Source organism: Novosphingobium sp., assembly GCF_024642085.1.
Taxonomy (GTDB): domain Bacteria; phylum Pseudomonadota; class Alphaproteobacteria; order Sphingomonadales; family Sphingomonadaceae; genus Novosphingobium.
The window spans coordinates 18,444-41,843 of the sequence record NZ_JAHEBV010000012.1 but is presented as its reverse complement, the minus strand read 5'-3'; the positions used below and the strand labels follow the sequence as shown (position 1 = coordinate 41,843).

The 23,400-nt window shown below is 63.3% G+C and carries 21 protein-coding genes; 11 read left to right on the top strand and 10 right to left on the bottom strand.

From position 1 onward, the window contains the following. The first annotated feature begins 200 nt into the window (after positions 1–200). A complete protein-coding gene (locus Q0L62_RS07110) occupies positions 201–1,235 on the top strand; it encodes a LacI family DNA-binding transcriptional regulator (RefSeq protein ID WP_296678347.1) in 1,035 nt (344 codons plus the stop codon). 101 nt (positions 1,236–1,336) lie between these two features. Then, positions 1,337–2,848, top strand: coding sequence for an MFS transporter (locus tag Q0L62_RS07105; protein WP_296678345.1), 1,512 nt, complete (start codon positions 1,337–1,339; stop codon positions 2,846–2,848). A 6-nt stretch (positions 2,849–2,854) separates the two neighbouring features. On the opposite strand, the gene Q0L62_RS07100 is transcribed toward Q0L62_RS07105, so the two are convergent. From Q0L62_RS07100 to Q0L62_RS07090, 3 genes are read right to left on the bottom strand one after another with little or no spacing between them, the layout of a single operon-like run. Continuing rightward, positions 2,855–4,015 (bottom strand): glycosyltransferase, encoded by a 1,161-nt coding sequence (locus tag Q0L62_RS07100; protein WP_296678343.1) that lies wholly within the window; start codon positions 4,013–4,015, stop codon positions 2,855–2,857. A 25-nt stretch (positions 4,016–4,040) separates the two neighbouring features. Beyond that, entirely contained in the window at positions 4,041–4,589 is a 549-nt protein-coding gene (locus Q0L62_RS07095) for a DUF2141 domain-containing protein (RefSeq protein ID WP_296678341.1), read from the bottom strand. Continuing rightward, on the bottom strand, positions 4,586–5,521 hold the full coding sequence (locus Q0L62_RS07090; protein WP_296678339.1) for a hypothetical protein: 936 nt from the start codon (positions 5,519–5,521) through the stop codon (positions 4,586–4,588). The genes Q0L62_RS07095 and Q0L62_RS07090 overlap by 4 nt, the downstream gene beginning before the upstream one ends. 207 nt (positions 5,522–5,728) lie before the next feature. Between Q0L62_RS07090 and Q0L62_RS07085 the strand changes: the two genes are divergently transcribed. Next, entirely contained in the window at positions 5,729–6,841 is a 1,113-nt protein-coding gene (locus Q0L62_RS07085) for a glycosyltransferase (RefSeq protein WP_296678337.1), read from the top strand. Here the strand turns inward: Q0L62_RS07085 and Q0L62_RS07080 are convergent. From Q0L62_RS07080 to Q0L62_RS07070, 3 genes are read right to left on the bottom strand one after another with little or no spacing between them, the layout of a single operon-like run. Beyond that, the gene (locus Q0L62_RS07080; RefSeq protein ID WP_296678335.1) at positions 6,814–7,554 is read right to left on the bottom strand and encodes a polysaccharide deacetylase family protein; all 741 of its coding nucleotides are present in this window, start codon (positions 7,552–7,554) and stop codon (positions 6,814–6,816) included. The genes Q0L62_RS07085 and Q0L62_RS07080 overlap by 28 nt on opposite strands. Further along, positions 7,551–8,519: an agmatine deiminase family protein gene (locus Q0L62_RS07075; protein ID WP_296678407.1), complete on the bottom strand. Its 969-nt coding sequence runs from the start codon at positions 8,517–8,519 to the stop codon at positions 7,551–7,553. The genes Q0L62_RS07080 and Q0L62_RS07075 overlap by 4 nt, the downstream gene beginning before the upstream one ends. Before the next feature lie 19 nt (positions 8,520–8,538). After that, the gene (locus tag Q0L62_RS07070; RefSeq protein WP_296678333.1) at positions 8,539–10,200 is read right to left on the bottom strand and encodes a M28 family metallopeptidase; all 1,662 of its coding nucleotides are present in this window, start codon (positions 10,198–10,200) and stop codon (positions 8,539–8,541) included. 111 nt (positions 10,201–10,311) lie between these two features. Between Q0L62_RS07070 and Q0L62_RS07065 the strand changes: the two genes are divergently transcribed. The 6 genes from Q0L62_RS07065 (at position 10,312) to Q0L62_RS07040 (ending at position 18,243) form a co-directional block, all read left to right on the top strand. After that, positions 10,312–13,026: a bifunctional [glutamine synthetase] adenylyltransferase/[glutamine synthetase]-adenylyl-L-tyrosine phosphorylase gene (locus Q0L62_RS07065; protein ID WP_296678331.1), complete on the top strand. Its 2,715-nt coding sequence runs from the start codon at positions 10,312–10,314 to the stop codon at positions 13,024–13,026. Further along, on the top strand, positions 13,023–13,496 hold the full coding sequence (locus Q0L62_RS07060) for a peroxiredoxin (protein ID WP_296678329.1): 474 nt from the start codon (positions 13,023–13,025) through the stop codon (positions 13,494–13,496). The genes Q0L62_RS07065 and Q0L62_RS07060 overlap by 4 nt, the downstream gene beginning before the upstream one ends. Positions 13,497–13,503: 7 nt before the next feature. Beyond that, complete coding sequence (locus Q0L62_RS07055; protein WP_296678327.1) at positions 13,504–14,292, top strand: ferritin-like domain-containing protein; 789 nt, start codon at positions 13,504–13,506, stop codon at positions 14,290–14,292. Between the two features lie 141 nt (positions 14,293–14,433). Beyond that, positions 14,434–15,165 carry a M23 family metallopeptidase gene (locus Q0L62_RS07050; protein WP_367183270.1) on the top strand — a complete coding sequence of 244 codons (732 nt, stop codon included), beginning with the start codon at positions 14,434–14,436 and terminating at the stop codon, positions 15,163–15,165. 217 nt (positions 15,166–15,382) lie between these two features. Further along, positions 15,383–16,936 (top strand): acyl-CoA synthetase, encoded by a 1,554-nt coding sequence (locus Q0L62_RS07045; protein WP_296678325.1) that lies wholly within the window; start codon positions 15,383–15,385, stop codon positions 16,934–16,936. Between the two features lie 5 nt (positions 16,937–16,941). Further along, positions 16,942–18,243 carry a cytochrome P450 gene (locus Q0L62_RS07040; protein ID WP_296678323.1) on the top strand — a complete coding sequence of 434 codons (1,302 nt, stop codon included), beginning with the start codon at positions 16,942–16,944 and terminating at the stop codon, positions 18,241–18,243. A 59-nt stretch (positions 18,244–18,302) separates the two neighbouring features. Here Q0L62_RS07040 and Q0L62_RS07035 read toward each other — a convergent pair whose 3' ends face one another. Together Q0L62_RS07035 and galU are read right to left on the bottom strand one after the other, a co-directional pair. Next, positions 18,303–19,196, bottom strand: coding sequence for a hypothetical protein (locus tag Q0L62_RS07035; RefSeq protein WP_296678320.1), 894 nt, complete (start codon positions 19,194–19,196; stop codon positions 18,303–18,305). Between the two features lie 251 nt (positions 19,197–19,447). Further along, on the bottom strand, positions 19,448–20,326 hold the full coding sequence (galU, locus tag Q0L62_RS07030) for a UTP--glucose-1-phosphate uridylyltransferase GalU (protein ID WP_296678318.1): 879 nt from the start codon (positions 20,324–20,326) through the stop codon (positions 19,448–19,450). Positions 20,327–20,429: 103 nt separating this feature from the next. Here galU and murA point away from each other — a divergent pair, with 103 nt between their 5' ends. Next, entirely contained in the window at positions 20,430–21,713 is a 1,284-nt protein-coding gene (gene murA, locus Q0L62_RS07025) for a UDP-N-acetylglucosamine 1-carboxyvinyltransferase (protein ID WP_296678317.1), read from the top strand. Next, positions 21,713–22,180 (top strand): GNAT family N-acetyltransferase, encoded by a 468-nt coding sequence (locus tag Q0L62_RS07020; protein WP_296678315.1) that lies wholly within the window; start codon positions 21,713–21,715, stop codon positions 22,178–22,180. Before murA ends, Q0L62_RS07020 begins: the two co-directional genes overlap by 1 nt. Positions 22,181–22,202: 22 nt before the next feature. On the opposite strand, the gene Q0L62_RS07015 is transcribed toward Q0L62_RS07020, so the two are convergent. Both Q0L62_RS07015 and phbB read right to left on the bottom strand, forming a co-directional pair. After that, a complete protein-coding gene (locus Q0L62_RS07015) occupies positions 22,203–22,445 on the bottom strand; it encodes a ribbon-helix-helix domain-containing protein (protein ID WP_296678313.1) in 243 nt (80 codons plus the stop codon). 143 nt (positions 22,446–22,588) lie between these two features. After that, positions 22,589–23,311 (bottom strand): acetoacetyl-CoA reductase, encoded by a 723-nt coding sequence (gene phbB / locus Q0L62_RS07010; RefSeq protein WP_296678311.1) that lies wholly within the window; start codon positions 23,309–23,311, stop codon positions 22,589–22,591. Positions 23,312–23,400: the final 89 nt, after the last annotated feature.

Sequence of the window (23,400 nt, the reverse complement as noted above, 5' to 3'; positions counted from 1 at the left end):
AGCTGCGCCATTACGTCCGGCTGTGTTCCCGCGGATAGAAGGCATACGTATACGCATACTATGCATTGCCCCATGCTGTGGCCGCGATGCCACGCCCGTGCGCCAATGCAACCCGGACGCAAGCACGATTGCGGGAAGCGCCGCTCCGCATTAGTCTGACCGCCAAGCGCTGCCGCCGGATGGACGCGAGGGAGGTGTCCATGGGGCGCAAACGGTCGAACAAGCCCACAAGCTTCGACATCGCCTATATCGCCGGAGTATCGCAGCCCACGGTCAGCCGCGCGCTGCGCGGGTCGCGATCCGTCAGTCTGGCTACCCGCCAGCGGATCGAGGAGATTGCCCGCGAGCTTAATTATTCGGTCGACAAGAACGCGTCGTCGCTCCGCTCGCAGCGTGCCAACACCATCGCCCTGCTGTTTTTTGAAGAGCAGACGCCCGAAGATTCAAAGATCAATCCCTTCTTCCTCTCGATGCTGGGTTCGATCACCCACGCCTGCGCCAACAAGGGGTTTGACCTGCTGATCTCGTTCCAGAAGATGGAAGATGACTGGCACACCCGTTACCAGGACAGTCACCGCGCCGATGGGCTGATCCTGCTGGGTTATGGAGATTACACCCTGTACGAAAGCCGGCTGGCCAACCTGGTCCGCCAGGGCACCTATTTCGTGCGCTGGGGTTCGGTCAGCGACGACAACATCGGGGCCACCGTGGGGTCCGACAATTTCGGTGCGGGGCGCAGTGCGGGAGAGCACTTGCTGTCCCTGGGATGCAAGCGCATCGCGTTCATCGGCCAGGCGGACGAGCATTACCCCGAGTTCGCCGAGCGCTATCGCGGGCTGTGTTCGGCACTGACCGACGCTGGCTTCGCCGCCGATCCGGCCCTGTTACGCGGCGGCGTCAGTTTCGAGGATGACGGCCAGCGCGCAGTGGAGGACTTGCTGGCCAGAAATGCCGGTTTTGACGCGATATTTGCTGCCAGCGACCTTATTGCGATCGGGGCGATGCGTGCACTGGCCGCAGCGGGGCTGCGCATTCCAGAAGACGTTGCAGTGGTCGGTTTTGACAACCAGCCCGCCGCCAGCATGACCAATCCGCCGCTGACCACGGTCATGCAGGACCTTCGCCAGGCCGGCGACCTGCTGATCGAAACCCTGCTTGCCCAGATCGAAGACCGGCCGATCCCCAACACGTCGCTGCCCACCCAGCTGATCGTCCGGCGCAGCACCGTGGGGTGACCGGCTTTTCCATCAACCAGCCCCAACGTATTCGTATGCAGTTGTTGTGCGCGCAGCCCAGCCGTGCAAGCCACAGCGGCACTTAGGGAGAAGGCACAGCAATGGAAAAACCCCGCCAGAACTGGGCCGGGCTGGCGAATATCAGCTTCGGCTTTTTCGGGATCCAGATCGGCTTCGCGCTGCAGAATGCGAACATGAGCCGGGTGTTCCAGTCACTGGGGGCCAGCCTGGACGATCTTCCCGCGCTGTGGATCGCGGCGCCGCTGACCGGCCTGCTGGTGCAGCCAGTGATCGGCCATCTCAGCGATCGCACATGGCTTGGCCGGTTCGGGCGGCGGCGGCCCTACTTCGTGGCCGGTGCCTTGCTGGCGGCGCTGTCGCTGCTGCTTATGCCGTTAAGCCCGGTGCTGCTCGCATCGGCCCTGCTGCTATGGACGCTTGACGCCAGCCTGAACATTTCGATGGAGCCGTTCCGTGCCTTTGTCGGCGATATGCTGCGCAAGGATCAGCACACCGCAGGCTATGCAGTGCAGACCGCGTTCATCGGCGTGGGCGCGGTGGTAGGATCATTGTTCCCTTATCTCCTCGATCACTTCGGCGTCGCCAACGAAGCGCCAGGCGGCGGCATCCCCGATACGGTCCGCTATTCCTTCTGGGCCGGCGGCGTTGCCCTGTTCGCGTCGGTCATGTGGACCGTGCTGACCACGCGCGAATATTCGCCGGCTGAACAGGCGCAGTTCGGCGACACGGCCGAAACACCGGCAGATCCGGCAGCGGCACTGGCAGCGCGCGGCAGCGGCCCATCGTTCTGGTGGATTGCGGCGGGGGCCTTGCTTGCAGTAATCACGCAGAGGTTCGCGCTGGAAAAGGAAGTATACCTGCTGGCCGGGCTGCTGATCGGCTATGGCCTGATCAGCCATATTGCGATCCGGCTGGCCCGCGCGGGGCGCAGCCAGGGCATGCTGGCCAGCATCGTCGGCGATTTTTCCGGCATGCCGCCGATCATGAAACGGCTGGCCGTGGTGCAGTTTTTCAGTTGGTCGGCGCTGTTCATCATGTGGATCAACACCACACCGATCGTCGCGCAGCGTTATTTCGGTTCAACCAATCCGGACAGCGCACCGTTTCAGGAAGCGGGCAACTGGGTAGGAGTGCTGTTTTCCGTCTATAATGGCGTGGCCGCTCTGGCCGCCCTGTTCCTGCTCCCCGCCCTTTCGAAAGCAGTGGGCAAGGCGCGGACCCACATGGCGTGCCTGCTGGCGGGCGCTGCCGGCTATGCCAGCTTTTTCGTGATCAGGGATCCATCGGTGCTGATCATCAGCGAAATTGGTGTCGGCATCGCCTGGGCATCGATCCTGGCCATGCCTTATGCCATTCTGGCAAGCAGCCTGCCCCAGGCCAAGCTGGGAATCTACATGGGGCTGTTCAATGTATTCGTGGTTATCCCGCAGTTGCTGGTCGCGACCGTCATGGGATCGATCATGAAGGCGTTCTTCCCCGGCCAGCCGATCTGGACCATGGCCTTTGCTGCGGGAACCCTGGTGATTGCGGCCCTGGCGATGATCCGTGTGCAGGTACCCGAAGACGCTGCCCCGGCTGGCGCGCAGGCCTGACTTCTTTCAGGCAGCAGCCTTGCGCAGTTCAACCAGCGCGCAATAGTCTGCGAACAGCTTGTCAAAATGCCCGCGCATCGTTTCGCTGGGGGGGACCTGTTCCAGCGGCAGGGGCGGGCCGTCAATCAACCGCAGGATCGCCGCTGCCGCAGCTTCGGCGCTTCCGGCAGTGTAGGTCAGACCCGCTCCGTCTGCGGCGTGATCGGCTGCGCCGCCCCGATCGGGCACGATCACCGGAATGCCGCTGGCCCGTGCTTCGGCCGCGCCCAGGCAGAATGTCTCTGCCTCGCAGCCGTGGATCAGCGCATCAGCGCTGGCCAGGATCGTGGCAAAGCGGATACGGTCGCGTTCCGGTTCGAGCAGGCGAATATGCGGATTGCCGAAAATGCCGCGCACGATGCGGCTGCGCTTGTTGCCATCGCCCAGGATGACCAGCCCGATCGGATGATCGTGGCTGGCGGCCATCACCGCGTCGACCACCATCGGCCAGCGTTTTTCCGCGGATAGCCGGCCGACCCCGATCAGCAGGGTGGCGGTTTCGGGCAGGTCGCACAGTTCCAGCAAGCGGCGGCGCACTTCGGGATCGCGGCGGTCCTTTGAAAACAAACCTTCCTGCACTCCCATCGGATGCAGCACGGTGTTGGCCACCCCGCCCGCTTCAAGCCGCTCCTTCAATTCGCGGCTGGCGCAAACCACCCGGTCATAGCTTTGCCCCAACTCGCGGATATGCTCCCAGAAGGTCTTGAAACGGCGATCGATCAGCTCGCGGCTGAACAGCGGCTCGAACCAGCGATAGGCATAGGCGGAAAGCGGATCGGCATGCATCACCAGGGCGCGCGGCACCGGCGCATCCCAGCGCGCGACCATAGACGGGCTGCGCCAGGGCGACGACGCTTCGACAAAATCGGGCCTGAGCGCGTCAAGCTCGGCGTGAAGCGCCTCTTCATCGGCGAAGTACCAGTATTTGCGGTCCAGCGGAAAGCGCGGGCTGGGCAATGTGACGATCCGGGCGCCCGGACCGCGTTCGATCACCTCGCGCGTGTCGCCAGGGGCCAGAATGATGATCTCGTGGCCCAGCTCGGGCCCCAGACGCAGCTTCTGCTCGACGTAAGTCTTCACCCCGCCGCCATGCGGTGTGTAGAAGGCGCAGACATCGACGATGCGCAAAGCGTGCCCCCTGTTCTGCCGAACGTCAGTTGTTCAGCGGCCCGAAGCTCATCAGCCCCTTGCGGTAATTCATCACGACCGATGTCTGCGAAACACCATTGCCATTCACCACGACGCGGGTAGCGGCTGCCTTGGGCTTGCGCATGCCGAGCTTGGGATTGCCAGTAAAGCCGATCCCGTCGACCGACAGGCCGAACTTGCGGTTGGCATCGCGGTCATGCAGCACCGAAACGCTATAGCTGCCCGGCCCGGGAATGCGGACGCACAACTGAACATTGCCGCTGGCATTGACCGGTTGCTCAACCCGGCGAAACGTCTTGCCGGCCGAAACCAGGATGTTGTCATCAGCCAGGAAATCGGTGTCGTTGGAAGGATAGACTTCCAGTTTGAGAGTGCCCTTGCGGTCTTTGAGGCCGCCAACATTTACCAGCAGCGCCGGGCCGCTTTCGCCCGTGCGGCAACGGCCTTCGGCCTTGCCCAGATCGGGAGTGGAAGGGATTGTGGGCGCGGCCAGGGCAATAACCGGCAAGGCCAGGCCAAGCGCCACACCGGAACCAAGAACTGCTATCTTCACCGCGTACTCCTTGAATCAAGAAGCCCGACCAGGCCGACGATCGCGCCGACAGCCAGGTGGGCCATCAACAGCATGACTGCCATCAGCGTCATCAGGCTTGCGACCTGCACCTCGTGCCCAAGCAGGAACACGGCCAGGCCGGCAAAGACAACGTCCTTGTTGGGCAACAGCGGCAGGCGGGACAGCAGCATACGGAGCGTGGCCAGCACGATCCACAGATCCACCGAAACGTCCGGGAGGACCAGATGCCACATGAACGCCGAGCACGCCAAGACCACAAGGATCCGCAGCACATGTACCACCGAAATAAACCACAATTCACGTTTCGGCAGGCTGAACAGCCGCTGGCGGAACAGCAGGATCACGAACGAAGTGATCAGAATGACGCCAAGAGACATGAAGGTGCTGCGCATTTCCATGCCGATCTGGCCCGATGCGACCAGCGGCCAGGTAAATACCAGCATGACCAGCGTCATTACGTTGCCGGTCAGCGCGGACAGGATGGTGACATCCTTGATCGCGCCAAAGGGGGCCGCATCCATTTTCAGATGGCTGCGCGCCCAGCCATAGAACTGCGCTTCACCAAGGTAGCCCAGCAGCAGTTCGTTGCTGACCAGCTTGCGCAGCAGCGCCGCCATGCCAGACCCCAACGGGATCGGCCAAAGCCGGCGGTAGATAAGCCATTCGCTGACGGGCAGCGCCATGTAATAGATGGCGAAGAACACCCAGAAGCCAACGTGCCCGGGTACCAGTTCGATCACCTGCTCCCACTGCAGGTTGCGCAATTCGACCACCACTGCGACCAGCATGGCGAGCGATACCGCTGCGCTGAACCAGCCAGCCCAGCGGGTGCGGTTGCCGTCATCTGCCGGGGTAAGCGGCAGTGCGGCAGCGTCCGGCTGCGGTTCGGTTACGGCGATGGATTCGGTCATCAAGCGCGGCCCTTTGGCTGGCGAACGGTCAAGCCCGGCGCAGCCCCAGCGCCTGACGCACGAAACGTGCGAAGAAGATTCCCTCGAAGATTCACGTTGCGTTCGTCTCGGTTCCGGCCCCTTGGCAGAAATCGCCTTTGAAGGGAAGCGCCGAGGCATGGCCCCCTATCTTGCCGGCGGGAAGGGCGGGCGCTATCGCCCCGGTCCATGCCTGCCGAGCATATCCTGATCCCAATCCACGATTTTTCCGCCGGGGGAACCGAGGTTATCGCTTTTCGCCTTGCCGAACAGTGGATCGCCGCGGGTCGACGCGTGACGCTGCTGGCCGGGGCAGAGCATGGCGCCATGCGCGCGCGCGTGCCCGCCGGTGTAGCGGTCTCGGTCCTTGCACCGCCCGTGCAGCGCTCCACCATGTCACGGCTGTGGCTGGGCAAGGCCATGGAGTCCAAAGCCCGTGCGCTGTCCCCGGACGTGGTGTTCATTCCCGGTAATTTTCACTTCATCCTGGCCCGCGCGCTGAAACGCGCATTGCCCCGCACCCCAATCGTTGCCAAGATCAGCAATCCGATGCTGCCCGGCGGGATAGTGGGGTTTTTGGCCAGGGCGACCAGGCTGCTACCGCGTTATTTCGCGCCAATCGACATGGTGGTGGCCATGAACAAAGGCCTGGAGGCGGAGCATCGCCGCATGGCGCCGGGCAGCCGCGTTGTCACGATCATCGATCCCAACGTGCCCGATACCGCGCCCGTCCAGCCGATGCGAGATCGCCGCCGCAGTCTGGGACCGGCCCGCATCCTGCTGATTGGTCGGCTGGAGCCGCAAAAGGACGTGCTACTGGCGCTGCGTGTCTTGAAAGCCCTGCAGCAGCGGATCGCAGCGCATCTGACTGTACTGGGCGAAGGATATCTGCGCGCGCAGATACAAGCCGAAGTCAAGCGTCTGGCCCTTGAAGACACGGTCGCGCTTCCCGGTTTCGTGGCCGACGTGACCGCCGCTCTGGATGCCGCTGATGTGCTGCTTATAACGTCCCTCTATGAAGGCGGACCGGCCGTGGCGGTCGAGGCTTTGGCTCGCGGCCTGCCAGTGGTCAGCACAGATTGTTCTTATTTTCTGCGTGAATTGCTTCATGACGAACAGCTTGGCCGTCTTGTCGCTGGCCGCAGCCCGGCAGCAATAGCTGCCGCACTTGAAGCCCAGCTAACCACCCCTCCGGCTTCGAACGAACGGCTTAGAGCCGCAGTTGAACCTAGCCGCTACGGAGCATCAGCGCACGCTTATCTGGCGCAGTTCGATCAATTGACGGGCAGCAAATCCCCATAGCGTCCAGCCGGTCGGCGCGCGGCGAAGGCCCTGAAGGTTGCCTCGATACTCCCGATAAGCGCCGGTACGGTCGTATCGCCTGGGTGAACCGCAACACGCACCACCCGCTGTGAGTGCAGGGCGCCGCGTGCGAGGCCTGCGAAAAAACGTGATGACAGCTGCCGCCCTTTGCTGCGGCTGGCCCAGGTGATGACCGGGCCCTTGGCCAGCACCTCGCCCGACTGTGGCTGCCAGACTCGAAAATGGTCTTCGGCCAGGGCAAAGCCGCTGCTTGCCAGGGCTGCGCGTGCGCCTGCTCCGTAGAGCCATGCCGGGGCGATGAAGCCAGCCGCCGGGCGCCCGATGATATCTTCGATCAAGGCTTTCCCATCGGCCATGCGCGCCGCCGCCTCGGTTTCGGACAGGCCCAAAAACTCGCCCTCGCCCGCGGTCATGTGCTTGGCTTTGAACGAGGCGGCGCCTCTGTGCCGGACCAGATCCTTGTGGAACCAGCCGTGGACGAACATTTCGACGCCCGCATCGGACCAGCTGCGTAGTTTCGCCTGAAACGCCTTGGCCTGGGCCAACGGCGCCTCGCTCCAGTGATCGGCGACCACCAGCATGGCAAACCGCGGCCCACCCAGAATGCGTCCGAGCTGATCGGCGAGCTGATCAACCTCTCGCTCAAACCGGGGGCCAACATCGTGGATCGAGGCGAGGAGAACTTTGCTCACAGGGCAGGCATCTGTTGGCTGGCACAGTGAAAACTGCCGCCACCAGCCAGTACGGCATCGGCCATCATGCCGATTACCAGGCGATCTGGAAACAGGTCCTGCACAGCGGCCACGCCGTCACTGTCATGGGCCGTGCCATAGGTCGGTACTATCACCAGCTTCGATGTAATTGCAAAGTTCATATAGCTCGCCGGTTCGATACGCCCGCTTTCGCTTTCGACCCGGCCGGGCGAAGGTACTTCGCGCACATGCACCCCAAACGCTTCGGCGCGGGCCTTAGCATCGGCATAGATCGCAGCGTTCGGATCATCCCTTCCAGTGGCGCGCGGCAAAGCGAGCACGTCTGGCGCAACAAAACGGGCAAGGTTGTCGACATGCCCATCAGTATGGTCGTTGATCAGCCCGTCACCCAGCCACATCACACGGCTGAACCCAAGGTCGCGCGCCAGCCGGGCTTCCAGTTCGCTGCGCGAAAGCGCAGGGTTGCGGTTGGGGTTGAGCAGACATTGCTCGGTCGTTACGACCAGTCCCGTGCCATCTCCGTCCAGTGCACCACCTTCCAGGATCCAGTCGGCAGTCCGCACGGGCAGACCGGCGCTTTCAGCCAGTTCCGCGCCGATTTCCTGGTCGCCGTCCATCAGGTATTTGCCGCCCCAGCCGTTGAAACCAAAGCGCCGGGCAATCATCTCGCCGTTATGACGCACTACCAGCGGCCCGGTATCGCGCAGCCATACGTCGCCGTAGCGCCGCACCTCAAGCCTGACCGCCGCCGAACACAGTTGCCGCGCCCGCGCCGCATTGACCGCATTGCGCACGATCAGCCGCACGTCCTGCCCGCTGTCCGCCACGGCACTGGCAAAGGCGGCGATCTGTTCCTGCGCGCGGGTCAGGAACCCTGGCCACTCCTCTGCGTCGTGGGGAAAGCCGATCCACAGCCAGCGCTGCGGGTGCCATTCGGGCGGCATAAACACGGTCACCAGATATCTACCTTCCGCCCGCCAGGCTCTTGTCGCGGATCAGACGGAACTCGTCAGTCTTGTACCAGGTGGGCCACGCCTTGCTGTCGGCCAAGGCCCGACCCAGGCGATAGTAAAGCGTAACGTCCTGCTGCGGGCCCGACCAGTCCCAGTCGGCATGGTATTCATCGCTCGGCTGGTGATAGTCGACAGCGCTGTATTGCTCTGCCGCGGCGCGCCCGGCCCCCTTGCCGCCTTTGATCCAGTCGCTGCCCCGCTCGACCGAGAACATCGGCACCCCGCGCTTGGCAAAGCTGAAGTGATCGGAACGGTAGTAATAACCCCGTTCGGGATGATCTTCACCGGTAATGGTCATGCCCATGCCCTCCGCAACGCGCTTTAGGATTGCCGTGAGATCAGACTTGTCGCCTCCGGTCACGGTCACATCACGCGACGGGCTACCCGGCAGTAGCGCATCCATATTGACCCCGCCAACGGTCCTGGACAGCGGGTAGATAGGGTTGGCGGCGTAGAACTCGCTGCCCAGCAAGCCTGATTCCTCGAGCGTCACTGCCAGGAAAACCTGACTGCGGGCAGCTGCGCCAGCTCTTCGACTGGCCTCGGCCAAGGCGGTCAATGCCGCAATCCCCGTGGCGTTGTCGATCGCGCCGTTACAAATGTTGTCGCCCTTGGCGTTGGCTTTGCAACGGCCCAGATGATCCCAATGAGCGGTATAGAGCACATACTCTCCGGGACGCGCCTTGCCCGGCTGAATCCCTATGACGTTGTGCGAAGTTGCCCGTTCGATCGCGTTGTCGAACGACAGGCTGGCACTGGCACCAAGCATCACCGGTTTAAAGCCCTTTTGCTTGGCGGCCGTGCTAAGCATCGCAAAATCTTGCCCACCGGCCTTGAAGATTGCTTCGGCCACCGGCTTTTGCATCCAGCCGTTGGCGGCGGTCTGATCCATCCCGCCTTTGGCGCTTTGGACGTACTTCTGCTTGCCGGTCCAGCTGGATTGAACGACCTGCCAGCCATAGGCGGCAGGAAAGGTGTCGTGAACGATCAGTGCGCCGGCTGCGCCCTGCCGGGCTGCTTCCTCGAACTTGTAGCGCCAGCGACCGTAATAGGTCATCCTTCGTCCCTTGAATGGACCAGTTTCATCACTCATCTCGTAATCGGGATCATTGACCAGGATCACCGCGATCTTGCCCGTCATGTCGATTCCGGCATAATCGTTCCAGCCCAGTTCAGGGGCGTTGATGCCGTAACCGACAAAGACCAGCGGCGCGTCGACGAGTGCTGTTTTCGGTACGACCCGGTATGATCCCGCGACATAGTCGGTGCCGTAGGCAAAGTTCAGCACCAGACCTCCGGCCTTGACAGTTAGCGGGCTCATGTTCTGCGCCTCGACAATCACGGTGGGCACGTCCTGCAGCCAGCGACCCTTGTTGCCGGGCCTGAGGCCCGCGGCCTTGAACCGGTCAATGATCAGCGTGATCGTCCGGTCTTCGGCCGGGGTGCCGGGGCCGCGCCCGTCAAAAACATCGGATGAAAGGGTGCGCGTAACATCTTCCAACGTCGCGATCGATATTGGCGGAGCCTGGGGCACAGGCTTGGCAAGTGCGCTTGCAGCAAGGATTGATGATGCGCAGCACACGGCGATCAGGCGGGAGGATATGGAAAACACGGACTGCCCCTAGGTATTCAGCGGATTAACTGGCGATGTGGCAGAGCCGCCGCCGCCCCGCAAGCGCGCGTTCCGCTTGCTTGCCGGAGCGGGACCGGGCATCGCAGGGCTATGACCGCCCAATGGACCGGAGCGCTGGCCCGCGCGCGCGATCACGCGCCATACCTGTGCCGCGGGCTGGACCGGCTTCCAGAACTCGAAAAACTGCTAACCGCTGGCAGTATGGAGGACGCGCTGGAATGGGCCCGCGCAGCGGGGCACAACGCGCCTGATATACCGACCGCCTTGCGCCGCGAAAAGCTGGCGCTGGCGATGGCTCTTGCAATAGGCGATCTGGCCGGTGCGCTGCCCTTGCTGCGGGTTACCGGCGAACTGTCAGCCTTTGCCGATCACGCATTGGACGCTGCGATTGGCGATGCGATCCGTGCGCGGGTGCCTGATGCCGAGCCGGCCGGTTTCCTAGCTCTCGCGCTGGGCAAGCACGGGGCGGAAGAACTCAACTACAGTTCGGATATCGATCCGATCCTGCTTTACGACCCCGCCCTGCTGCCACGCCGCGAACGGGACGAGCCGGGGGAGGCGGCACAGCGCATTGCCCGCACGCTGATTCAAACCATGAGCCATGTCGATGCTGAAGGCTATGTCTTCCGCGTCGACCTGCGGCTGCGTCCGGCCTCAGAAGTAAGCCCCTTGGCAATTCCGATCGATGCCGCGCTGACTCACTACGAAAGCTCTGCCCTGGCATGGGAGCGGGCCGCCTTTATCCGGGCGAGGGCCTGCGCGGGGGATGTAACAGCAGGCGACGCGTTCCTTGCCGCGATCCGCCCCTTTGTGTGGCGCAAGAGCCTTGATTTTGGCGCAATCGCCGAAATCGGCCGCTTGACCCAGCAGATCCGCGCCAATCATTCCGGCGCACCCAACCCCGGCCCCGGATTCGACCTCAAGAAAGGGCGCGGCGGGATCCGCGAGGTCGAGTTCTATGCCCAGACTCACCAGTTGATCCACGGCGGGCGCAACCCTGCGCTGCGGCTTCGCGGCACGCGGGCCAGCCTCGACGCCCTGGCCGAAGCCGGCTTAATCGATCCCGAAGATGCGCGTCTATTGGGCGAAAGCTATGACCGTCTGCGCCAGATCGAGCATCGGCTGCAAATGGTGGCCGATCAGCAGACCCATGCCTTGCCGCTCGATCCTGCCGCGATCGATGCGGTGGCTCGGCTGGACGGGATACCAGACGGAGCGGCGTTGGTTGCAGAGCTGTTCGCGATCACCGAGGCGGTCGGCAGCCGTTATGACAGGCTCATCACCCAGCACGATCGGCCTTCGGGTGGGCTCCAAGCCGCCCCTTCGCCGCGCGGGGATTCGATGCAAGCTGAGCTGGCGGGGCTTGGATTTACAAACACCGCTGCGCTGGCGGCACGGATTACCGGCTGGCAATCGGGCAAGCTGCGCGCACTGCGCAGCGATGCCGGGCGCGCAGCATTCGAGGCGATCCGGCACCCTTTGCTCAGCGCTTTGGCCGCCGCGCCCGAGCCGGATCGCGCGCTTCTGCGCTGGGAACAGTTGCTGGCGGGCCTGCCCAGCGCGGTCAATCTGTTCCGGTTGCTGGAAGCCCGGCCCGGGCTAATCGACCTGCTTGTCCGGATCCTCAGCCTGGCACCGCCGCTGGCGGATGCGTTGGCTCGGCGAGCTGACCTGCTCGATCCACTCATCGACGCCAGCGCCTTTGAATTGCCCGGGTCGGTTGAGGAACTGGCTGCCCTGTTGATCCGGGGCGAAGCCGACGATGATTATGAGAGGCTGCTTGACAGTGTGCGCCGCAAGGTGGGCGAGCACCGCTTCCTGCTGGGCGTGCAATTGATCGAAGGCGCGCGCGATCCCCTGGAAATCGGCGCCGCTTTGTGCCGGGTGGCCGAAGCAGCGCTGCAAGTCCTGGCTACTGCCGCAGAGGCCGAGTTCGTGCGCCCGCACGGCCGGATTGCGGGCAGCCGCCTGCTGGCGATGGGTTATGGGCGCCTGGGCGGAGGGATTCTGACTCACGCCTCGGACCTCGATCTGGTGTTTGTGTTCAGCGGCGAGACGTCCGGCGAAAGCGATGGAGAAAGGCCAATCGGGGCAACGCTGTACTTCAACCGCCTGGCGCAAAGAGTGATAGGTGCTTTGTCAGTACCCACGGCCGAGGGGGCGTTATTCGACATAGATACGCGCCTGCGGCCATCAGGAGCACAGGGTCCGCTGGCCGTCAGCCTGGACAGTTTCGCCCGTTATCAGCGCGAATCGGCCTGGACGTGGGAGCACATGGCGCTGTGCCGGGCGCGGGTTTTGCTGGGGCCAGAGCAGGATCGTGCCGCTTTGAGCGCCCTTGTTCAAAGCGTCCTCACCATGCCGCGCGATCCAGCCAGGCTCCACACCGACGTCCTGGCGATGCGCGCCGACATGGTCCGGCACAAGCCCGCCAAGGGCCCGCTGGACGTCAAGCTGGCGCGCGGCGGCCTGGTCGATGTGGAGTTCATCACCCACTATCTGCAACTGCGCGAAGGTGTGGGCCTTGATCCGCATCTTCCCGGCGCTCTGGCCGCGCTGGTCAACGCCGGTCTGCTACCCGCCGCGATCCGCCCCGCCCATGCGCGGCTGGCGCGATTCCTGATCGCGGCGCGGCTGCTTGCCCCCGATACCGCCCTGCCGCCGCCTGCTGCGCGCGCTGTGCTTGCCAAGGCGTGCCAATGCCGCGATTGGGACAGCCTGACCGATGCCCTGCTTGATGCACGCCAGACAATCGCGGCATGCTGGCTGGACATTTTCGGCACCCGACTGGAGATAGACGGATGAGCGCATTACCCGGGATCGGCGATCCCTTGCCCGATATTGCCCTGACCACGCCCGATGGCGCGGCGATCAAACCAGCGGACTTTGCCGGCCAAAAGCTGGTGATGTTCTTCTATCCCAAGGACGACACGCCGGGCTGCACCACCGAGAATCAGGATTTTACCGCGCTGGCGGATGATTTTGCGCGGGCCGACACCGCCCTGCTGGGAGTGAGCAAGGATCCCCCGGCGCGCCATCAGAAATTCATTGCCAAATACGGCCTTGCCGCGCCGCTTGCGTCAGATGCCGAAACCGGGGGTCTGTCCGACGCTTTGCGGATCTGGACCGAAAAGCAGAACTATGGCCGGACCTATATGGGCATGGTCCGCACCACCTATCTGGTGGGCGCGGACGGGCGGATTGCGCGGGTGTGGAACAAGGTCAAGGTCAAGGGCCACGCCGCCGAAGTGCTGGAGGCAGCGCGCGCGCTGTGACCATTGCATGACCAGCCTGGCCGCAGCAATCCGCGCCGCACTGCTGGAAACCGATCCCCGCACCAAAATCTTTGCCGCGCGCGCGCTGGCCCGCGATCATGCCGCCGGCCGCCTGGCGTTCGTGTTCGATGCTCCCATGCCCGACGAACCCGGGCGCCCCGACCGCCCTGAACTGCTGCTGCCCGCGCAGATGCCCAAGCGCGGCAAGGGCGGATCACAGCGAAGCCGGATCGCGTTGTGGCATTCGATCGCCCATATCGAGTTCGTCGCGATTGATCTTGCACTCGACATGGCAGGCCGGTTCGGCGCGGAACGCGGGCACGCCTTCGTTTCCGACTTTCTCGATATCGCCGCGGACGAGGCGCTTCATTTTGCCCTGATCGACCGCAAGCTGCGCACGCTGGGCAGCTACTACGGCGCGCTGCCCGCTCACGGCGGGCTGTGGGAAGCAGCCGCTGCAACCGCTCATGATGTCGCTGCGCGGCTGGCAGTCGTGCCAATGGTGCTGGAAGCACGCGGACTGGATGTGACCCCGGCGATGCTGGAACGGGTGCGCTCTGGCGGCGATGAAACCGGCGCGCGAATCCTGCAGCGAATCCTTGACGACGAAATCCGCCACGTGCGGGCGGGATCAACACATTTCGTCGCAATTTGTTCCGAACGGCGCGAATCCGCAGAAATCCTTTGGAAAAACCTGGTGCGGCGCCATTTTGCCGGTGCCATTAAGCCGCCGTTCAACGACTCGGCGCGCCTCGCTGCCGGTTTGTCGCGCGAATGGTACAGCGGGGTTGTCTAGTTAACTTTTAGTGGTCAGACCGACCAGGCAAGAGACGGCGGGGGGTCCGACCATCTCAAAAACACTGCTCCGGGACGCTTTAAAAGTAGCCCGGTACTGGGAGGTTTTCGACCTTTCGGGCGCACGAATAAGGTAGTTTTAGTGGTCGCCACTTCGATTTTTGCCAAGGCTCGTACAGTTGTCGGTGCTTTCGCCGCCCTTGCCAGCATGGCCTTTACCGCTCCCGCGTTGGCCAACAGCAGCGCTGCTGCTGCCGATGTCAACGCGCCCCTGCGCGCTGCCCAGGCAGCCAAGGCGCAGAACCAGGGCGATGAAGAGTTCCGCCGCCTGTTCTCCAGCTGGAAGTCGCTTGACAAGGCCGGGATCGTTTCCACGACCGCTGCTGCCGTCACCAGCTTCCGCCCGCGCGGCGTTTCGGTGCCGTCGCGGATGCCGGTGATGGGCGCTGCGCTGACCAGCGGTTACGGCATGCGCATTCACCCCGTTCTGGGCGGTCGCCGCGCGCACAAGGGTATTGACCTTGCCATGCCCACCGGAACCCCTGTCTATGCCACCGCTGATGCCGTGGTCAGCAAGGCCGAACGCTTTTCCAGCTATGGCCTGTACATCAGCCTTGAACATGGCGGTGATATTCAGACCCGCTACGGGCACCTGTCGCGCATTGCCGTGGCTGCCGGCCAGTCGGTCCACAAGGGCGATGTGATCGGTTATGTGGGTTCGACCGGCCGTTCGACCGGTCCGCACCTGCACTATGAAGTCCGCGTAGGCGGCCTGTCGGTCAATCCGGTTCCCTACCTGCAGGGCGAAGGGCAACCCCGTGCCCAGATGGCAGTCGCTGGTGATAGCGATGCAATGGGTGACGGCGAAGAATAAGGATTTTATCCGTGACCGGGTAAAAGCCCGGGGCGGGATCAGCTTCGGGAGGGATGCTGAAACAGGGGCGGTGCGCAAGCGCCGCCCTTTTTCGTTTCCCGCCACCTGCAGCGGATAAACAATCGCAGCAGACCTGTGCATTTCCCTTTGCGGGCCTTTAATCGTTCGGTTAAACCAGTGGCAAGCGGCGCAAAGCCGTAACGGAGAGTCTTGCCCCATGCATCCAGCGATCCACGCCCGCACCACCCCAGAAAAGCCCGCGATAGTGATGGCCGGCAGCGGCGAAATTGTGACCTATGCCGAATTGGACCGGCGTTCTAACCAGGTCGCCCAGCTGCTTCGCGCGCGCGGGATCGGGATTGGCGATACGGTGGCGATGTGCCTGGAAAACCATCCGTGGTTCTTTTGCCTGGCCTGGGGCTTCCAGCGTTCGGGGGTTCATTATGTTGGTATTTCCAGCCGCCTGACCGCGCCGGAAATTGCCTATATCCTGGAAGACAGCGGGGCCAAGCTGCTGTTCGGATCGGCGCACGGCGCGGCCGTACTGGATGAAGTGGCTGGTCTGGCCCCGCAGGTTCCGCAGCTGCGGCTGGATACGCCCGGTGCGCTTAGTGCCGAAGATGCTCTGGCTGCCATGCCCGCAACCCCCATCGCCGATGAACGTGCCGGGGTCGACATGCTCTATTCCTCGGGCACGACCGGGCGGCCCAAAGGGGTCAAGATCCCGCTGCCCGATGATCCGGCGATTGATCAGACCAATGTGCTGGTGCAGCTGACCGTGGCGGCATACGGGATCGGCCCCGACGCCATCTATCTGTCGCCCGCGCCCTTGTATCACGCCGCGCCGCTGCGCTGGTCGATGACGCTCCACAAGATTGGCGGCACCGTTGTCGTCATGGAAAAGTTTGATCCCGAAGGCGCGCTTCAGACGATCGAGAAATACGGCATTACCGACAGCCAGTTTGTGCCCACCCATTTCGTCCGCATGCTAAAGCTGCCGGAAGCGGTGCGGGCGAAATACGATGTTTCCACCCTTAAATGCGCGATCCACGCGGCTGCCCCGATACCGGTCCCGGTCAAGCGCGCGATGATCGATTGGTGGGGGCCGGTGCTGTATGAATATTACGCCGGAACCGAGGGCAACGGATCGACTTTCATCACCAGCCCCGACTGGCTGACCAAGCCGGGATCGGTGGGCAAGGCGCTGTCGGGTATCCTCCACATTTGCGATGAAAACGGGGATGAAGTGCCGCGCGGCACCGAAGGCCAGGTTTTCTTCGAACCGAGCGATCCCAGCCAGCCTGTGTTTGAGTATCACAACGATCCGGTCAAGACCGCCGAAAGCCGCAACAAGCATGGCTGGTCCAGTCTGGGCGATGTCGGTTATCAGGACGAGGACGGCTATCTGTTCCTGACCGACCGCAAGAGCTTCATGATCATTTCGGGCGGAGTGAACATTTACCCGCAAGAAATCGAGAACCTGCTGGTCACGCACCCCAAGGTGGCTGATGCCGCCGTGATTGGCGCACCCGATGCCGATATGGGCGAACGCGTGGTCGCCGTGGTCCAGCCGCTCGACATGACGCAGGCCGGGCCTGAACTGGCCGCCGAACTGTCTGACTATCTCGGCACCCAGCTCAGCCGGGTCAAGATGCCGCGGCAAATCGATTTTCGCGAACAGCTGCCGCGTGAACTGACCGGTAAGCTGTACAAGCGCCTGCTGCGCGATGAGTACCGCGACGCCTATGCCAAAACCCAAGCAGGAGCATGATGGCCATGTCCGATCCCGTCGCCAGCCCCGAGGATGGCCTCGCTGTCGTCGATCCCAATTCCTATGCCGCATGGGACCCGCTGCTTGACACTTTCGACCGGCTTCGGTCCGAAACACCGGTCGTCAGGATCGAAAGCCCGGCGGACGATTTCGATCCGTTCTGGCTGCTGACCCGGTATGATGATGTAATGCGCGTGTCGAAGGACAATGTCGGCTTTCTTAATGCGCCGCGCGCCACCGTCTTCACCAACAAGCAGGGCGAGGCATTTGCCCGGGCGATCACTGCGGCGCAGGGCGAAGAAAGCCCCAATCTGGTATCGTCGCTGGTCGCGCTTGACGCGCCAAAGCACCCCAAGCTGCGCCGCCTGACGCAGGACTGGTTCATGCCCAAAAACCTGCGCACGATCGAGGCGCAGATCCGCGCTCTGGCCCAAAAGACCGCTGACCGCTTTGTAGCCGCAGGACCCGAAGCAGACTTTGTTCAGCTGGTTGCCGCGCCCTATCCGCTCCATGTCGTCATGCAGATCCTGGGCGTGCCGGAAGAAGACGAGGCGCGGATGCTGTTCCTGACCCAGCAGATGTTCGGCGGCCAGGATGAAGAGCTTAACAAGTCAGGCCTTGCCAGCATGACGCCCGAGCAGATCTTTCAGATCGTCCAGGGCGCCGTCGCCGATTTCGAGGCGTACTTTGAAGGGCTCGCCGCCCAGCGCCGCGCCAACCCGACCAGCGATGTCGCGACCATTCTGGCCCGGGCAGAAATCGATGGCGCGCCAATTTCCGCGCAGGATCTGGCCGGATATTACATCATCATCGCTGCTGCAGGGCACGATACCACCAGCGCATCGACCGCCGGGGCAATGCTGGCGCTGGCCCGCGATCCCGACCAGTTCGCCCGCGTCAAGGCGGATCGCAGCCTGGTCCCCGGCATTGTCGAAGAGGCGATCCGCTGGACCAGCCCGGTCCAGCATTTCATGCGCACTGCTACCCAGGACGCCCAGTTCGGCGATGTGACCATCAAGGCAGGCGATTGGCTGATGATGAACTATGTAGCTGCCAACCATGACCCGGCGCAGTTTGACAACCCGCGCAAGTTTGACGCAGCGCGCGAGGCCAACCGCCACATCGCCTTTGGTGCAGGTGCGCACCAATGTCTGGGTCTGCACCTGGCCCGGCTGGAAATGCGGCTGCTGTTCGAAGCCCTGCTTGACCGGGTCGATGCGGTGGAACTGGCCGGAGAGCCGCGCCGCGCCAAAAGCACCTTCGTCGGCGGATTGAAAACACTGCCGCTGCGCTTCACGGCGCACTGACGCAGAAACGCCGCGCCCCCGCTTGGGGACGCGGCGCTTTGCCGGGCCGTGACCCGGGTTCAGGCGAAGGCCGGCTCGCGGCCCGTGACGACCGGCTGCGCGGGACGGTACTGGCGGAAATCGAGCGGCTGCTGCGCCGTATCCTGCACAGGCTGTTCGCGTCCCTGGATAATCAGACGCGCCCGGCGGCGGCGCGCTTTGGCGCTGCGGAACGGATTGGCCGCATCGGGCTTTGCCGCAACCATCGCATCGATCACCGCGCGGCGCTGCTCAATCAATTGCGGTACCGCGTCTGTCCATGCGGATTGCGGCGCAGTTGCGGCCCCGACGGGGGCGGCGTAGGTCGCTACCGGGCGGACAGCCGCAACGCTTGGTGCCGGTTCATGGGCAGGTTCGGCAAGGGCGACCGGGCGGCGGCGACGTCGGCTCATGACAAGGACCGCGCTTGCCCCGAACGTAGCCAGTGCTCCGCCAAGAGCCAAAGCCGCAAGTCCGCGCGACGTGTCGGGCGCTGCAGGGGTTTTTGCTGCGGGCGCTACTGCCGCCACCGGAGCCGCTTCTGGCGCTAACTGGGTTGCCGCGTCCTGCCCTGCGCTTTGAGCAGGGAGGGATTGCTGCGCCGGACTGGACGCGGCAGGCACGTCCGCAGCAGCTGGAACAGCCGTACGGGGTGCGGTAGAAGGCCTGACTGGACGCGCTGAGGTGGCAGGGGCCACGGCAGCCGCGATGACTGCTGGCTCCTCAGGAACAGCGGCCGGAACCGCCTGGACGACTGGCTGTGAGACTATCACCGGGACCGGGGCGACAGACGCGGCAGCTTCGGGCACAGCAGGCGCCGCAGCCTCAGCCGCTGGCGCAGCATCCTGGGCCAGAACAGGAAAGGGAACGAGGGCGAGCACAGCGATAGTCGCTGCAAAGGCCCGGGGCGAACGGAGGGGTGTAAGCTTCGTCATGCCTATCAAAATGTTCGGAAGCGCATTTCCGTTCCATCTTGACATGTGCTGTTTGAGACTAACCGAGCACCCTTGTTCGACGAGTTGATACACGGCGTTATTTAATTTCACGCAGGCTTTCGTTTAATTCAACAGTCTGCAGCAGCTGTTAATCATAGCGAAAGGCGCTGTTCATCTGGCGTTTATTTAGCGTGGTTCGTTCATTTCAATTTGTCGCATCACCGTACCGACTTAGCGCGACGCTATGTGCACTATCCCAGCAGCCGCAGCGCCATTGCCCGCACGTCATCGCGCATGTCCTCGCGTTCCAGGGCGATCGCCAGGGTTGCTTCCACGAAGCCGGTCTTGCTGCCGCAGTCATAGCGTTTGCCTGCGAAGGTGACGGCGTGGAACGGCTGGGTGCCGATCATCTTGGCCATCGCGTCGGTCAGCTGGATTTCCCCGCCCGCGCCCTTCTCCTGCGCTTCGAGCACGCGCATAACCTCGGGCTGAAGGATGTAGCGGCCCGAAATGATCAGGTTTGACGGGGCTTCGCCGCGCTTTGGTTTTTCGACCAGACCCCTGACCTCGGTCAAGGCCCCGCTTCGCGCGCCGGGTTCGATCACGCCGTAGGATGACACGTCTTCTTCCGGCACTTCCAGCACCGAGATGAGGTTGCCGCCAACCGCGTTATAAGCCTCGACCATCTGCTTCATGCAGCCCGGCTGCCCTATCATCAACTCATCAGGCAGGAAGATCGCAAAGGGTTCATCGCCGACAATCGCCCGTGCGCACCAGATTGCATGGCCCAGCCCCAGCGGCACCTGCTGGCGCACGGTAACCAGGTTTCCCGGCTGGATGCGGGTCGGTTCGAGTATCGCGAGCGACTTGTCCCGCTCGGCCATCGTCGCCTCAAGTTCGAAGGCGTGGTCGAAATGTTCGACAATCGCGGTCTTGCCGCGTCCGGTCACGAAGATCAGCTGGTCGATCCCGGCCTCTCGCGCTTCGTCAACGGCATACTGGATCAGCGGCCGGTCGATCACCGGGAGCATTTCCTTGGGAATTGCCTTCGTCGCGGGAAGAAAGCGCGTCCCCATGCCCGCAACCGGGAACACCGCCTTGCGGATCGGCTTTCTAGAGGAGGATGTCATGCGGGGCCTTTTGCGTGGTCGGGTTGGAACGTGCTTAAAGCGGTTTCCACTCCCTCGCGCAACGCCCGGTTGAAGCCTGCGCGAATCGCGCTACACGGCAGGGATGGACAAGATCATCATCCAGGGCGGCCAGCGCCTTTCCGGCACCATCCCCATTTCGGGGGCAAAAAACGCGGCGCTGACGTTGCTGCCTTGCGCGCTGCTAACTGACGAGCCGCTGACCCTGCGAAATCTGCCGCGTCTGGCCGATATCGACGGGTTCCAGCACCTGATGAACCAGTTCGGCATCTCAACCTCGATCGCCGGATCGCGGCCGACCGATTTCGGCCGGGTGATGACACTTGAAGCGCCGCGCATCACCAGCACGGTGGCCCCCTATGAACTGGTGCGCAAGATGCGCGCCTCGATCCTGGTGCTCGGCCCGATGCTGGCCCGCATGGGCGAGGCGACGGTATCGCTGCCCGGCGGCTGCGCCATCGGTAACCGCCCGATCGACCTGCATCTCAAAGTGCTGGAAGCGATGGGGGCGACGATCGAACTGGCCGCCGGCTATGTCCGGGCCGTGGCGCCCGACGGCGGGCTTCCCGGGGGGCGATTCTCGTTCCCGGTAGTTTCGGTCGGCGCAACTGAAAACGCGCTGATGACCGCGGTGCTGTGCAACGGCCGCACCATCCTTCACAACGCCGCGCGCGAGCCCGAGATCGTCGACCTGTGCAACCTGCTGGTAGCGATGGGCGCGCAGATCGAAGGGATCGGCAGCAGCGACATAACCGTCCACGGCGTATCCCGCCTGCACGGCGCGACTTACCGCGTGATGAGCGACCGGATCGAGGCCGGTTCCTATGCCTGCGCCGCCGTGATCACCGGGGGCGAGGTGTTCCTAAAACACGCCGTGATCGACGAGATGGACGCAACCGTGCAGGCAATGCGCGATGCCGGCGTGCACGTCGAACCGCGCAAGGACGGCATCTTCTTTGCAGCGCAAGGCAAATTGAAAGCCGTCAATATTTCCACCGCGCCCTACCCCGGATTTGCTACCGACATGCAGGCACAGCTGATGGCCATGCTGTGCCTGGCCGAAGGCACATCGGTGCTGACCGAAACGATCTTCGAAAACCGCTATATGCATGTTCCCGAATTGAACCGGATGGGTGCGCATATCGAAACGTCGGGCCGCACCGCGATCGTGCACGGGGCGGGCACACTGACCGGGGCTGAAGTCATGGCCACCGACTTGCGTGCTTCGATGAGCCTGGTGATCGCCGGGCTCGCGGCAGAAGGGGAAACCCAGGTCCACCGCCTCTATCACCTCGACCGCGGGTACGAGCGACTGGAAGAAAAGCTGGCGCTGGTCGGCGCGCAGATTGAGCGGGTTGGCGGGGATTGATGCAGGCTTCAAGGCCCACTTTTCGCCGCGCCCGCGCGGCCGATGTGGCAAAAATCGTCACGTTGTTGGCCGACGACATGCTTGGCGATGCGCGGGAAGCGACGGCGGATGCGGAAGCGCAGCTGGCCTATCTTGCCGCCTTTGGCGAGATTGATGCTGACCCCAATCAACTGTTGGCAGTGGCGGAAATGAACGGCGAAATTGTCGGGACACTGCAACTCACCTTCATAGCGGGGCTTAGCCGTCAAGGCTCGAAACGCGGGATTATTGAGGCGGTACGGGTCGCCAGTCAGCATCGAGGCAAGAAGATCGGCGGTGCAATGATCGCCTGGGCGATTGAACATTGCCGGGAAAGACGTTGCCGTTTGGTCCAATTGACGACGGACAATGCACGCGTCGATGCGCACCGGTTTTATGATCGGCTGGGCTTCGAGGCCTCGCACATCGGATACAAGTTCGCCCTGTGATTCGTCTTGCGTTGGGTGTTGGCTAGCCCATCCGCCCGGCGAGCCAGCCCAGCAGCCACAGACGTACCGCGCTGGCCAGCCCCGGCGGGACCGGGGCCTTGATCCGCTCTGCATCAATCCGCGCGACCAGTGCGTTGATCGGCACACATTCAACCGCCGCTGCCTGCTTGAGCAGTTCCCAGAACAGCGGCTCGAGGCTGATCGAGGTCTTGTGGCCGGCGATCTCGACCGAGCGTTTGACCGGGGGGTGATAGGGCGTGGTCATATTGGGCCCCTTAGCCGAGAGGCGGGTGACGGCAAAGCCGCCGCCGTGACAGCAAACGGGTTAGGCGGACATCAGTCCGCCGCCCCGCTGGCCGGGCCGGGCCGGGCCATTGCTGCGCCAGCGCTGGGCACCTCGGCCCTGTTTCAATACATATGCTGGCCGCCATTGATGCTCAGGGTCGATCCGGTCACGAAGCCGCCGTTGTCGCTGGTCAGGAAGGCAACGCCGCGGGCGATTTCTTCGGCCTGGCCCAGACGGCCGACCGGGATCTTGGCAACGATTTTTTCCAGAACCGGGGCCGGCACGGCGGCAACCATGTCGGTATCGATGTAACCCGGTGCGATGGCGTTGACCGTGACGCCATACTTGGCCCCTTCCTGGGCGAGCGCTTTGGTAAAGCCGTGAATGCCCGATTTGGCGGCAGCATAGTTGACCTGGCCGTATTGCCCGGCTTGCCCGTTGATCGAACCGATATTGACGATCCGCCCCCAGCCACGTTCGCGCATTCCGGGAAAGCTGGCCTTGGCCATGTTGAAGCAGCCGCCCAGATTGATGCGCATGACCTCGTTCCAGTCATCGAAGCTCATCTTGTGGAGCACGCCGTCGCGGGTCACCCCGGCGTTGTTGATCACAATATCGATCGGGCCATATTCCGCGGCTACATCGTTGCAGTTGTGGATACAGGCTTCGTGATCGCCCACGTCCCAGCGGATCGAAGGGATGCCGGTGCGGTCGGTAAAGGCCCGGGCCTTTTCATCGTTGCCGCCATAGTTGGCGATCACCTGATGGCCCTGCTTTTTCAGGCGCAGGCAGATCGCCTCACCAATGCCTCGCGTTCCGCCGGTTACGATTGCCACGCGCGCCATATCAGTCCCTTCCCAAGGTGATTCCGTAAGGGAAAGTGTAGGCAGGGGATAACCCGCGGGCAAGCCGCCCGCATACGTAAATCAATCGG